The 13,523-nt window shown below is 36.3% G+C and carries 12 protein-coding genes; 10 read left to right on the top strand and 2 right to left on the bottom strand.

All coding sequences use genetic code 11. The features are described 5' to 3' along the window. Positions 1 to 64: 64 nt before the first annotated feature. The 10 genes from H599_RS0101190 to H599_RS0101145 all read left to right on the top strand — a co-directional run bounded on the left by H599_RS0101190 (position 65) and on the right by H599_RS0101145 (position 9,548). Positions 65 to 832: a cyclase family protein gene (locus tag H599_RS0101190; protein WP_026712440.1), complete on the top strand. Its 768-nt coding sequence runs from the start codon at positions 65 to 67 to the stop codon at positions 830 to 832. Beyond that, the gene (locus H599_RS0101185) at positions 825 to 1,223 is read left to right on the top strand and encodes a GNAT family N-acetyltransferase (RefSeq protein WP_026712439.1); all 399 of its coding nucleotides are present in this window, start codon (positions 825 to 827) and stop codon (positions 1,221 to 1,223) included. The genes H599_RS0101190 and H599_RS0101185 overlap by 8 nt, the downstream gene beginning before the upstream one ends. Then, positions 1,223 to 1,585 carry an MmcQ/YjbR family DNA-binding protein gene (locus tag H599_RS0101180; RefSeq protein ID WP_026712438.1) on the top strand — a complete coding sequence of 121 codons (363 nt, stop codon included), beginning with the start codon at positions 1,223 to 1,225 and terminating at the stop codon, positions 1,583 to 1,585. Before H599_RS0101185 ends, H599_RS0101180 begins: the two co-directional genes overlap by 1 nt. A gap of 107 nt (positions 1,586 to 1,692) precedes the next feature. Beyond that, positions 1,693 to 2,700: a LacI family DNA-binding transcriptional regulator gene (locus tag H599_RS0101175; RefSeq protein WP_026712437.1), complete on the top strand. Its 1,008-nt coding sequence runs from the start codon at positions 1,693 to 1,695 to the stop codon at positions 2,698 to 2,700. A 101-nt stretch (positions 2,701 to 2,801) separates the two neighbouring features. Then, entirely contained in the window at positions 2,802 to 3,944 is a 1,143-nt protein-coding gene (locus tag H599_RS0101170) for an iron-containing alcohol dehydrogenase (RefSeq protein WP_026712436.1), read from the top strand. Between the two features lie 9 nt (positions 3,945 to 3,953). Beyond that, on the top strand, positions 3,954 to 4,883 hold the full coding sequence (locus H599_RS0101165; RefSeq protein ID WP_026712435.1) for a dihydrodipicolinate synthase family protein: 930 nt from the start codon (positions 3,954 to 3,956) through the stop codon (positions 4,881 to 4,883). After that, the gene (gene pdxA, locus H599_RS0101160; protein WP_026712434.1) at positions 4,883 to 5,926 is read left to right on the top strand and encodes a 4-hydroxythreonine-4-phosphate dehydrogenase PdxA; all 1,044 of its coding nucleotides are present in this window, start codon (positions 4,883 to 4,885) and stop codon (positions 5,924 to 5,926) included. Before H599_RS0101165 ends, pdxA begins: the two co-directional genes overlap by 1 nt. A gap of 4 nt (positions 5,927 to 5,930) precedes the next feature. Further along, positions 5,931 to 7,082 (top strand): four-carbon acid sugar kinase family protein, encoded by a 1,152-nt coding sequence (locus tag H599_RS0101155; RefSeq protein ID WP_026712433.1) that lies wholly within the window; start codon positions 5,931 to 5,933, stop codon positions 7,080 to 7,082. Between the two features lie 13 nt (positions 7,083 to 7,095). Further along, complete coding sequence (locus H599_RS0101150; RefSeq protein ID WP_026712432.1) at positions 7,096 to 8,667, top strand: sodium:solute symporter; 1,572 nt, start codon at positions 7,096 to 7,098, stop codon at positions 8,665 to 8,667. A 191-nt stretch (positions 8,668 to 8,858) separates the two neighbouring features. Beyond that, on the top strand, positions 8,859 to 9,548 hold the full coding sequence (locus tag H599_RS0101145; RefSeq protein ID WP_026712431.1) for a PH domain-containing protein: 690 nt from the start codon (positions 8,859 to 8,861) through the stop codon (positions 9,546 to 9,548). A gap of 190 nt (positions 9,549 to 9,738) precedes the next feature. Here H599_RS0101145 and H599_RS0101140 read toward each other — a convergent pair whose 3' ends face one another. Next, positions 9,739 to 11,124 carry a hypothetical protein gene (locus tag H599_RS0101140; RefSeq protein WP_026712430.1) on the bottom strand — a complete coding sequence of 462 codons (1,386 nt, stop codon included), beginning with the start codon at positions 11,122 to 11,124 and terminating at the stop codon, positions 9,739 to 9,741. A gap of 16 nt (positions 11,125 to 11,140) precedes the next feature. Continuing rightward, the gene (locus H599_RS18995) at positions 11,141 to 13,420 is read right to left on the bottom strand and encodes a TonB-dependent receptor plug domain-containing protein (protein ID WP_081810475.1); all 2,280 of its coding nucleotides are present in this window, start codon (positions 13,418 to 13,420) and stop codon (positions 11,141 to 11,143) included. Between the last annotated feature and the right edge of the window lie 103 nt (positions 13,421 to 13,523).

Here is a 13,523-nt window from a genome sequence, read left to right as displayed (position 1 = left end):
GCAAGGTTCACAAAGCTTTTTTTGTTTTTTTATAGAGTTCTTTGCGGTAAAAAAATAGTGAAATATGTTAGCAAGAATCAATAATTTCGAAGTCGATTTATCAAAACCCATTGATATTTCCATTCCGTTAACGAATACGGATGCGAATCCGATTGCCTGGTATTTGAGTAAACCGGAAATAAAACCTGTTGTTTTTGGATACTGGACAGGAAGTGTGAAAGCTGGTGCTTCGACTAATTTTAATACCATTGTTTTTAATCCGCATGCTCATGGCACGCATACGGAATGTGTGGGGCATATTACCAAAGATTTTTATAGTATCAATCAATGTTTGAAACAATTTTTCTTTGTGGCTGAATTGATTTCGGTTGAACCAGAAATTCAGGGAGAAGATTTAGTGATTAGTTTAGAAAATATAGCGACTGCACTCGATGTGACATTAAAATTGGGCGAGCCAAAAGAAGCTTTAATCATTCGAACTTTACCAAACCCCGAACATAAAAAGCATCAAAATTATTCGAATACGAATCCGCCTTATTTGTCTGAAGAAGCAGCTATTTTTATTCGCGAAAGCGGAATTCAGCATCTTTTAATTGATTTACCCAGTGTAGATAAAGAACAGGATGACGGGAAATTATTAGCCCATAAGGCATTTTGGAATGTGAAAGATGTGAATAATTTGAATACGGATGCCCGACGGAATGCTACGATTACCGAAATGATTTATGTGTCGGATGAAGTTCCGGACGGCAATTATTTATTGAATTTGCAAATTGCTTCTTTTGAAAATGATGCCAGTCCCAGTAAACCCATTTTATATAAATATGATTAATATTTCTACTGATAAAGAAAAATTAGACGTTGCTTTTATTCAAAATTTTTTGAAGGATATCTATTGGGCAGCAGGTCGTACAATAGAGGAAGTGCAAATAACAATTGAACATTCTTTTTGTTTTGGGATTTATCTGAATGAGCAACAAATTGGTTTTGCACGAGTGATTACCGATTATGTAGTTTTTGCTTATTTGATGGATGTTTTTATCGATGAAAAGCACCGAGGGAAAGGTTATGCTTCGATTTTAATTGATGCTATGATGAAGGAACCTGCTTTACAGCAAATTAAAATTTGGCGATTAGCCACGACAGATGCGCATTTTTTATATGAAAAATTTGGATTTAAGCCTTTAGCTCATCCGGAAAAATTAATGGAAAAAGTTGTGTGATGAATTTAGAAGAATATTACGAATATTGTCTTTCCAAAAAGGGAGTGACGGAACATTTTCCTTTCGATCAGGATACTTTGGTTTTTAAAGTAGGCGAAAAGATGTTTGCGCTTTCGTCTTTAAAGCAATGGGAGTTGGGGCAGCCGTCGGTGAATTTAAAATGTGATCCTGATCAGGCTAAAGAGTGGCGGTTACAGTTTGAAGCGGTGCAGCCGGGTTTTCACATGAATAAAAAACATTGGAATACGGTTGCGATTAACAAGGATGTTTCGGATTTTTTATTGAAAGAAATGATTGATTGTTCTTACGAATTAGTCTTTGCCAGTTTGCCTAAAAAACTCCAGTCAGAATTGAAGGATTGAGTGTGTGTTCAAAATTTATTTATCTTAATAAAAACAAAAGTGAGTAAAATTTGTTTTTCTAAAAAATTTTTTCCACATTTGTAATGTAAACGTTTACATTTATCAAATTGTCAAATCTAAAAGCAGTAGCGGAACATTCTAAGGTTTCTATAGCCACGGTATCTAGGGTTATCAATAATGATCCTAAGGTAAGTCGTGAAACTGTGCTTAAAGTTCAGGCTTCGATTGCGGCTTTAGAATTCAAACCTAACCGTGTTGCACAACGTTTGAGAAGTTCTAACAGTAAAACAAAATTGTTAGGACTGATTATTCCCGATATTCAAAATCCCTTTTTTGTTGATGTGGTAAGAGGTGTTGAAGATTATGCTTATCAGAACAATTTTGCCGTTATGATTGGGAATTTTGGTCAGGATGAGAAAAAGGAAAAATTGTACTTGGATATTTTTCAATCGGAGAATATTGACGGATTAATCGTGGCACCAATTCACGGAAAAGACAAGGGAATTGAGAATTTGGTTAAAAAGAATATTCCGGTGGTGTGTATTGACAGAGGTTTGACAGAGATTGATGTAGATGTGGTAAAAGTAGATAATGAGTTAGGGGCTTTCAATGCTATTGATCATTTATTGAATATGGGGCATAAAAGAATTGCTTTTATTTCGGGGAATTTTAAGATTCCAACCTATATCGAACGTATGTCGGGTTATAAAAAAGCTTTGGAAAAACATGGTGTTGCTTTTGATGAAAGTTTGGTTTTTGCCCGAAATACCGATTATAAAAGTGGATTTGAAATAGCTCAGAAAATTTTAGAATTGGAAGAAAGACCAACCGCTATTTTTTCTGGGAATAACTTGTTGACTTTAGGTGCGCTGGAAGCGATACATGCTGAAAATATTAAAATTCCTGAAGAAATTTCTATCATTGGTTTTGATGATATGCCTTGGTCTATTTCGTTGAATCCGCCATTGACAGCAGTGCGTCAGCCCGGATTTGATATGGGAAGAAAAGCAGCAGAGATGCTTTATGAAAGGATTGCAAATCCAGGGAAAAAGAAAGAAAATGTTATTTTGAAAACGGAGTTAATGCTCAGAAAATCGACTACTCGAATTGAGTAGTTTTTTTTGGTTTAAAAATGTAAACGTTTACATTTTTGAATTTAAAAGGTTTTTTAGTGTTAAAAAGTTGTTGTATAGAGCTTTATGTTAAAAGAGAAAGAATGAAAGAAATTGTAATTTTAAATCCTAATCGTGTTGTTTTCGGGGAGGGAAGTATGCAGCGATTTGTGGGTGATTTTGTAGAAAAAGGTTTTAAACGTTTATTTTTGTTGAGTATTACTGAACTTAGTCATGCGTTGGTTCCTTTTTTAAATACATTAACATCACAAGGAGTTGAAATTGTTATTGATGAATCAATTGTAGGAGAGCCAACATTTGATGATTTTAATAAAACATTAGAAAAAGCCATTGCCTTTAATGCCGATAGTGTAGTGGGAATTGGGGGTGGAAGTGTTTTGGATGTGGCTAAATTAGTGGCTGCTCAGTTAAAAAACACGCAAACTTTAGACGAAATAAAAGGAATCGGAAATCTTAAGGAAAGACAAATTTATGTGGCTTGTATCCCAACGACTTCAGGAACGGGAAGTGAGGTTTCGCCAAATGCTATTTTTGTGAATGAATTAGGAGAAAAAGTAGGGATTATTAGTCCGTTTTTAGTGCCCGATGCGGCTTATATTGATCCGGTTTTGACAGTTTCTTTGCCAAAAAGTATCACTGCTGCTACCGGAATTGATGCTTTAACGCATTGTTTAGAAGCGTATACTAATAAATTTGCGCATCCTTTTGTGGATTTGTATGCTTTAGAAGGGGTTCGACTGATTGCTAAATATTTAAAAAGAGCCTGTGATAATGGTTCGGATTTAGAAGCCAGAGCGCAGGTTGCCTTAGGAAGTATGTATGGCGGTATGTGTCTGGGGCCTGTAAATACGGCTGCTGTACACGCTTTGTCTTATCCGTTGGGAGTAGAATATCATATTCCGCACGGATTATCAAATGCTTTGTTGTTACCTTATGTGATGGAATATAATATTGAAACCGATGCGAGTAAATACGAGCGTATCGCTGAGGTTTTAGGAGCAGAAAAGAAAGCGACTTCTAAAGAAACGGCTTTGGAAGGTGTGAAAATTATGAAGCAATTAATTGCTGATTGTGGATTACCACTTACTTTGAGTGAGGCAGGGGTGAAAGAAGAATCGATTCCTCAATTGGCCGAAGGAGCCATAAAAGTACAACGTTTGTTGAAAAATAATATTAGAGAAATTGCCGTAGAAGATGCTGTAGCGATTTATCAATCGGCTTTTTAGATACATAAAATGAAGAAAATTAAAAAATATAATGGAGTTGTGGTACCAATGGTTACGCCATTGCGTGCCGATTTGAGTATCGATTTGGATGCGGCTGGTGTTTTGGTTAATCATTTAATCGAAGGAGGATGCCATCCTTTTGTGTTAGGAACTACGGGCGAATCCAGCTCGATTTCTTTGGAAAGCAAAATTGCTTTGGTCAAAAAAACCGTTGAAGTTGCTAAAGGAAAAGGGGTGGTTTATGCCGGAATTTCTGGGAACTGTTTTCAGGAATCGGTGGATCAGGCTAAAATGTATACCGATTTAGGAGTGGATGTTTTAGTGGCTCATGTGCCGTTTTATTATCCGTTGAGTCAAAATCATATTTTGAATTATTTTAATCAATTGGCTTCGGCAGTCGTATTGCCATTGATTATTTATAATATGCCAATGACTACTAACATGTCAATTGATTTAGAAACTGCTGATGAGTTGAGTAAACATCCAAACATTGTTGGCTATAAAGAATCGGAAAGAGGCGAAGAACGTATGGCAAAAGCCATCGGACTGTGGAAAGACCGTGAGGATTTCGCTTATCTGTTGGGTTGGGCGGCAAAATCCTATGAAGGAATGTTGCTGGGTGCAGACGGATTAGTGCCGAGTACCGGAAATTTAACACCGCAATTGTACAGCACAATTTATGAAAGTGTTTTGGCCGGAAATAATACAGCGGCTCAAAAAGCTCAGGAAAAAAGTGATGCGATTTCTAAAATTTATCAGGAAAACCAAATTTTATGCAATGCTATTCCTATTCTGAAATTTTTATTGGCAAATTATAAGCTTTGTACTAAAGCCGTTTTATTGCCAATGATTGCTGTGAGTGAAGCAGATGAAAAAACAGCATTGGAAAAAATTAAAAATTACGGAAACGATTTAAAAAGCATAAACAGTATTGAATAATGGAGAATAGAAAGCCAATATTAGGGATAACTATGGGAGATCCCGCCAGTATAGGACCTGAAGTAGCTGTAAAAGCTTTGTTAGATCCAAAAGTATATGAAGTCTGTAATCCTGTTTTGGTGGGAGAAGCAGATGTTTTTGAGCAGGCTATTGCTTTTTGTGGTTTGGATTTAAAAGTAAATCGTATTTCAAAAATTGCGGATGCTAAATTTGAAAAAGGAACCGCTGATGTTTTTGATTTGAATTATATGAATATTGCCGATTTAAAAATGGGCGAAATCACTGCCGAAGCCGGAGATGTAGCTTTTAGAACAGTGGTTAAAAATATCGAATTGGCCTTAGCCGGAGAAATTGACGGAACGGTAACAGGTCCAATCAACAAAGAGTCCATTCAAAAAGCGGGACATATTTTTGCCGGACACACCGAAATTTATGCACATTATACCAATACCAAGAAATACGGAATGTTATTGGTTGAGGAGAATTTAAGAGTAATTCACGTTTCTACGCACGTTTCCTTAAGACAGGCTTGTGATTTGGTTAAAAAAGACCGAATATTAGATACTATTTACCTTATCAATGATGCCTGTAAAAAACTGGGTGTTCAAAATCCTAAAATCGGCGTAGCCGGATTGAATCCGCATGCCAGTGACGGAGGACTTTTTGGTTGGGAAGAAGAGCAGGAAATTATTCCGGCAGTCAATGAAGCTTTAGCAAAAGGCTATAATGTAGAAGGTCCAATTCCTGCCGATACTTTGTTTCCAAAAGCTATTGGAGGTGTTTATGATGGTTGTGTGGCTATGTACCACGATCAGGGACATATTCCGTTTAAAGCCGTTGGGTTTAATTGGGATCAGTCCAAAGGACAAATGAAAAGCGTTAGAGGTGTAAATATTACTTTAGGGCTTCCTATTATTCGAACTTCTGTAGATCACGGTACGGCTATGGAAATTGCCGGAAGAGGTATTGCCAGTCCGGATGCCATGGTGCTTGCTGTTGAATACGCAGCAAGATTACATAAAAATAAAAAAGACAAGCAGTAGGAAGATGATAGCGGTTATTTCAGATGATTTTACAGGGGCTGCCGAAGTAGGCGGAATTGCCTTGCGCAATGGTTACAGCGTTACCATAGATACTAGTGTAAACGCAAATTACGACTGTGATATTTTGGTAATTGCAACAAATACGAGGTCTTTGTGTACAGTTGAGGCTCAAAAACAAATCAGGGAAGTAACGGAAGAATTGCTTAAATTGAAGCCCGATTTTATTTATAAAAAAACCGATTCTTTGTTGAGAGGCAAAATCGGGGAGGAGCTTGAGGTACAGTTAACGGTTTCCGGAAAGAAAAAAGTGCTGTTAGTTCCGGCTAATCCGGCAATGAACCGCACGATTGTGGACGGAATTTATTATTTGAATAAAATTCCTCTGATGGAATCTGATTTTTCCGGAGATGAGTTTGAAAGAAGGGCAACTTCCAATGTCTTGGATATGATTGGAGACGAATACAGAGACCAGGCTTTCTCGGTTTCCTTGGGACAAAAAATACCGAAAGAAGGATTCATTATTGGAAATACGCCAACAAATGAAGATTTGATGGGCTGGGCCAAAATTATTGATGATACGATGCTGCCTGCCGGTGGAGCGAGTTTTTTTAATGCTATTTTAAGAACGCTTAAAAAGGAAGAGTCAACTTTGAAAAAGGAATTCTCTTTTGGTAAAAAAGCATTGTACGTTTGCGGAAGCAATCATTTGCCAAGCAGAGAAGTAGTCCGCCAAGTAAAAGAAACCGGAGGAAGTGTATTGTACATGCCGAAATCTATTTTGTGTGCGGATAATTTTGAAGAGAATATTACGCAGTGGATTGATGCTGTCACAGCTGCAATTGAACAAAAAGACAAGGTAATTATTGCTGTTGATACTTTGGAATGCAAGGAAACGGAAGAACTTTCCTGCCGCATAAAGGAAATATTTGCCACAGTGGTGAAAAAAGTGCTTGAAAAAGTAAATTTGGATGAATTATTGATAGAAGGTGGTGCAACAGCTTATGCTATTATTGAACATTTGGAATACAAAAAGTTTTACCCGGAGCAGGAATTTGCTCAGGGGGTAATCAGAATGAAAATAGAAGAAAAAAAAGAAATGCATTTAACCCTAAAACCAGGAAGTTATCAGTGGAATGAATCTGTCTGGAAATTTTAATTTTATTTAAATTATGAGTGGAGCCTCGTTACATTTTATCGATTATTTAATTATTGTTTTGTCTTTGGTATTGACCTTTTGGGTGGGAGTCAAGTTCTCTAAAAAGAATACCAATACAGAGCAATATTTTGCAGCCGGAGGCAGTATTCCGGCCTGGGCAGTAGGAATGTCTATTTTTGCCACTTTAATCAGTAGTGTGACTTTTTTGGCTTATCCGGGTGAAGGTTATAAATCCAACTGGATTTTGCTGGTTCAGGGATTTATGGTTCCTGTTGTTTTGCTTTTTTCCATCCGTTTTATTGTGCCATTATATCGCAATGTTATTGGTTTGAGTGCTTATGAATATTTCGAAAAACGATTTGGCTATCTGGCTCGGGTTTATGGTTCTTTAGGCTTTATTTTTGCCCATTTTTCTAAAATGGGTTCGGTATTATTTCTTTTGGCTTTGGCTTTATCATCGATGACCGGAGTTGATGCTTTAACCGTTATTTGGATTATTGGTATTGCCATTATTTTTATCACTCTTTTTGGTGGAATGGAAGCCGTAATCTGGCTGGATGTGATTCAGGGATTTTTACTGATTTTAGGAGGAATTCTGGCTATCGCAGTTATTCTGTTTAAAACCGATGGAGGTCTTGGAGCAATAGTAAATTATGCTGTTGATCACGACAAAATAGGTTTCGGACCTTATGATTTTGACTTTGTTAACCTTACTTTTTGGGTAATGGTAATCAATGGTATTTTTTATGCTATTCAAAAATATGGAGCAGATCAAACGATTGTACAACGTTATCTTACCGCTAAAACTGATAAAGATGCGATTAAAGCTTCGGTTTTAGGGATTGCGATTACTGTGCCGGTTTGGACCGTTTTTATGTTTATTGGAACGGCTTTGTTTTCTTTTTATGCGTTGAATCCGCAATTGCATTTACCGGAAGGAATTGCTTCTGATGCCGTTTTCCCTTATTTCATTACCACTCAATTGCCTCCGGGACTGATTGGTTTAATTTTGTCGGCATTGATTGCAGCGGCAATTTCGAGTCTGGATGCCGATTTGAATTGTTTGGCCGCAGTAGGTGTTGATGATTATTACAAAAGATTAAAACCGGGAGCTTCCGGTTTACAACATCTTAGAATGGGGAAAATCTTAGTAGTTGCAGCAGGTTTAGCCGCAATTTTAGTAGCCAGCGTTTATGTGTATTATGGAGAAGATGAAGGAATTTTGTCAACTGTGTTTATGTTGTACGCTATTTTCTCAGGTGGAATTGCCGGAATGTTATTGTTAGGACTTTTTGTCAACAGAGCCAACAGAAAAGGTTTGAATGTGGGGATTGTTGCCTGTATTTTGTTTACCGGTTTTGCGTTGCTGACTTCTACTAAAATAGGAACCGGAGAGGCCAAACACCTTATTCTGGATATGGGAGATTTCAATTATACCCAGCATAAATACATGTTAGGAGTTTACAGCCATATTGTATTGTTTTGTGTGGGCTGGATTGCCAGCTACTTTTTCCCTAAAGAAGAAGTGCCAAATAACCTGACGTATTATGGTTATTTGGAGAAAAAAAGAAAAGGACTTATTTAATTTATTTTCATAATTCATTTTGTAAAAAGCCTTGGTTGTATCGCAGGAACAACTAAGGCTTTTTTGTGTACTTTTGTTCCAAAGCAAAAGTTATAAAAACAGCAATAATTAACTTCTATTTAGGAAATTAGCGCTTACTTTTGTAACAGAAAAAATACTATTTAATCCGTGTCCAGATAAATGAGGAACTCATGAAAGATCAAATTAAAAAATTTTTAAACGAGGAACAAGATCCGAAAGCCATTGAAAAAATCACTTCTAAACTGAATGATTTATTGATGAAAAATGAAGAAATAGGCTATATCGGAGTGCAAAAAAAACCAGCAATTACTGTTTTTCCCGACAGTATTGTTTTGACTAATAAACGAATTATTATTTGTCAGCCTAAAAATTTAGGACTTTCGATGGATTTTACCGATTATACCTGGGATCAGATTGAAGGTACTTTTGTTAAAGAAAATATTCTGGGTTCAGAATTTTCTTTTTCAACCAAAACCGATATGACTGTTTCTATAGATTATATTCCAAAGATTCAGGCCAGAAAGATTTATACGTTTGCCAAAGAACAATTGGATCTTTTAAAGAATAACAATAATTCCAATGTGGCTGCACCGGAAGCACTTACCGAAGAAATAGAAGAAATGGAAACAGAAGAAGTAAGCAATTTTGCTGAAATCATTCCAGCATCAGTTCCTGATTTTACAATGGAAAAAGAGGAATTTCATAATCCAATTCCAGCTGCCAAAGAAAGCGGTTTAGCCGGATTGTCTCAGGACGAATTATTTGAAAAATTACAGAACTATAAAAAGCTGTTAGATAACGGATTGATTTTGCAAGGTGAATATGATGCCTTGAAGAAAGAAATTTTGAGTTTGATGTAGTTTTAAATGTTTTTTAGATATAAATTTTAAAACCCCAACAAGTTTTGAATTTGTTGGGGTCTAGTGTTATGGTAAATGAATAGGGAGAAATTAGAAATAGATTGTATCTAAAAATAATTTCGATTTGTTTACTAATTAAGCAGCTGTTTCCCCAATCCAGCTACTGTTCTTTTAAAATAGTAGTATCGTTTTAGTAAGCACCAAGATAGAAACTTCCGGAAGCAGCCTTTAATTTAGCTCCTTTTTTGATTTCCTTAGTTTTTGTGTTTACAATATAAATGTTACCGTCTTTTCCGGCAGGAGTTAATGGAACGTAGATATTGTCTCCTACAAGGCCTATGTTTTGGAATTGACCTAAAGTGGTTGATAATGCGGCATCAGTTTCAATGTCTGTGGCCAATTTAACAGCTGTTTTATCATTTAGATTAATCAAAGCAATATATCCACCTGCTGCGCTTGTAGTTGTATATATCACTACAGCTACACCATCTTTAACATATCTCCAGGCTTTAATACTTGTACCGGTAATTCCTAAGGCTGTGTTAAGATTAAAGTGGTAGGTTTGATCATAATCATTAGTTGTTTTACTGATGCGTAAGATATCCGGACCAGAAGTAGCAGTGGCTTGGTATATATGACCATCAGTACCTACATATTGCGTCATAGTACGGTAGCCAAGATTATCTGTCATGGTGTTTTCAGAAGTAATAATTTTAGGATTTCTTAAAGAAGGATAATCTACCACATAAGTTACTGTTCCTAAGTCTCTTTCGTTAGTCCTTGCCCAGCCATTAATAGCACCGGATGTTGCATTTGTAGTTACTGTACCATTGATATCATGTCTTCTGATTCCTAAACCAATGTAAAGTTTGTCTTTAGCTTGATTTAAAACCGGAACGTCAGCTCTCCACACATGGTATCCTTCTGATTCTAATTCTGTTCCTAAATCCACATTAATGGATCCTGTATTTGTGATAGCGGTGTTATTTAGGTCAATATTGGCAATTTTTATGATTCCTTTTGGATGGCGGTAAACATAATTAGGCGCAGTTCCAGTATAAGGATCTAAGGCATCTCCAAAAGATACACCTACACCAATACCTTCAGCTGCTTTAACCCAGCGTGGGGAAGTGCCTAAAATTACTGCAGTATTCAATTCATAACCTACTTCTTCAAATTTTCCGGCACCCGAAACACTATATTTGTTGAACACGCCGCCTTCTGTTCCGGTGTATTGAATGTTGTATAAAAATTTACCATCAGCAGAGGCTTGTACACGCGCAGTACGACTTGATTTTAAAGCAAAACCTTCTACATATTCGGCTCCGTTCATTTTAAATAAATCAACTTCATAGTTTGGATTGGCGGCATTTTCCGGAGTAATGGCATAGGCACGAGTACCTCCATTACCAGCAGTACCATTGGCATCAGGGAAAGAGCCCGTTAATGTAATCCAGCGTGTACCGTCATTTCCGGAATTGTCTCCGGAATCGTTATTGTCATCATTACTACAGCTTCCTAATGTAAATGCTGTAATGGTACTAAATAATACTATTCTAAATAGATTTTTTTTCATGTTACTTATTATTTGATTATAAAAAATTATTAAAAGTGTAATTTAATTTGAAGTAGATGCTTCTGCCGGGTTTTTGTATTCTGAAATTATCGTAAACTTCTGCATTTGTCAGGTTTTTTACATCTATACTTGCGACTAGTTTTTTAGAAGGGAAACGGTAACTAAATCCCAAATCATGGGTAAATTGGCTTGGAGTCTTTGACCAGTCAGGTTGTCCCCAAACGGTATAATATTCTTTGACATATCCGGTATTGTAATAGGCGTTTAGGATAGATTTTTTTTGGAAAATGTTATTAAATCGGTACTGAAAATTAGCATTAAAGGTAAAATAAGGTTCGTTTACTACCTGTTGTCCATAAAAGGTGTGAGGATTACCATTATTGTCAAATTTTTGTTTGAAAACATTATTGAATTGGGAAAAATTGAAAGCTGCATTAAATCGGTTGCTGTAGATGTAAATAATTTCGGCTTCGATACCTCGGGCTTGAGTTCTTCCCAAATTGACGTATCGGGTTGTTTGGATATCCGCATCCGATTCTTCCTCAATTTCAGTTACATCTACCGCTTGTTGCGTGATTTTTTTATAGCCATTTCTCCAAAAAGCGTTGGCATAAAAAGAGACTCTGTGCTTGTCAAAGTCTAATGCACCGTAGCGGAAACCCAGATTGTAGTTAATGTTTTTCTCAGGTTCTAATCCAAGATTAGGCAGAATATTATTTTCAGGAGCTCCATACAATTGCATTTCTGTGGGCATAATGTAAGAGTTCTCTGTGGAAGTAATAATGAATAGAGCTGAAATTATATTGAAAGAAGCAGTAGCACCATATCCAAAATTATGGTTAGAAGTGATGGTGTCTTTTTTTACAATCGAGTTGACACCATCCACGGTTACAATTTCTGATTTTGTTTGATTGTTGCGATTGGTTGTGTACTTTCCTAAAATATTTGTTCGTAGTTTTCGGTCAAAGCTTTCAGCCTCATAATTCATCGATAGGATATGTTTAGTGACTAAACTTTTAGTGGCTAAATCTTGCGATGCCGGATTGAGTAAATCTTTATCCTTTCTAGTTGTTGCCTCATATTTATGATTTAGCGATAAACGATGCTCTGGAGTAATCATATATCCCAAATTAGAACGGGAATTGGTAATTTTTCTATCTGTATTGGTCATGATTTTTGGGCCTTGTTGTCCTCCTCCTGTTCGTAGTGGAACTTTTTCTCCAAATTCAATGATTTCTCTTATTGTACCATCCCAGTTGTAGGCATAACTAACGGTGTCCTGTAAGTAGGTACTGCGTTCGCTTCGCACAGTATTAATATTTAATGCTAAATTTTTTATCAGGAAATTTTTCTTGCTATAATTGAGCAATAAGACATGGGCTTCTGTTTCATTAAATCGGCCTACATATGGAACTGCCATAGTAATTCCATGAGGTATTTCGGTATAGTTACTTGATCCATTGTAACCAATGAAAAACTGATCTGCCCATTTGGTATCGGTAAAGCCAACTTCAATACGACCTCCCACAGATTTATAAGTATTATTAAATCGTTTGGCCTTATACGGTTTGGTTATTTGTCCCAATTCATTAACATAAGTAGTTGAATTTCCCCAAGTTGTATAACTATTGTCGGTATAGGTATAAAAACCTGATCCTCTGAAGGAAAGTCCTGTTTTTTTATCGCGGTAGCTTGTCCCTAAATCGGCTTGAAAAGTGTTGAAAGAACCGTAAGAGACAGCCGCAGATACAGTATTTTTGGATACATTTTTTTTCAAGACTACATTAATTGCACCACCAACATAATCACCAGTTAAATGTGAAGGCAAAATTCCTTTATAAACTTCGATTCGCTCAATCATGGATGGAGGAATGTTGTTGAGGTTGAAAGACTGACCGAAAGTAGAAGCTTCAATTCCATCTATAAAAATTCCAATAGTGCTTCCAGACATACCGTTGAGATTGTACTCTACATTAGATCCGATTCCGCCATTTTGTCTAACACGAACCCCAACTGATCGGTCTAACAATTCATTAGTGGTAAGGTTTCTCAGAGAAGCTTCTTTCGTTTCTATAATAGCCACTGCAAAACCCGAAGTTTCTGCTTTTTGTTTTTTTGATTTTCCTTTAATGCTTACGGTTTTTAAGTCTTCAGTCTTTTTTGTTGTTTTTCCTTTATTTTCTGCAGGCTGAATTTTAGCGGGGTCGCTTACTTTTTCGGCTGTTTCATCCTGTTGTGAAAAGGCTGAAATCGATAGTAAAAGAAACAACAGCATATAAAGTTGGTGAGGTGTCATTTTAAAAATTTTGTGTTTTTTCTTAGAAAATTATTCTTAATTAGATTTAATATAAATAAATTTGTCGCAAAAATACTATTGGAATACAAGAATAGAATAGGCT

It is taken from the genome of Flavobacterium daejeonense DSM 17708 (assembly GCF_000425425.1).
Classification (GTDB): Bacteria; Bacteroidota; Bacteroidia; order Flavobacteriales; family Flavobacteriaceae; genus Flavobacterium; species Flavobacterium daejeonense.
Note: the sequence above shows the minus strand (reverse complement) of the source record. Positions and strands in the feature narration are given on the sequence as shown.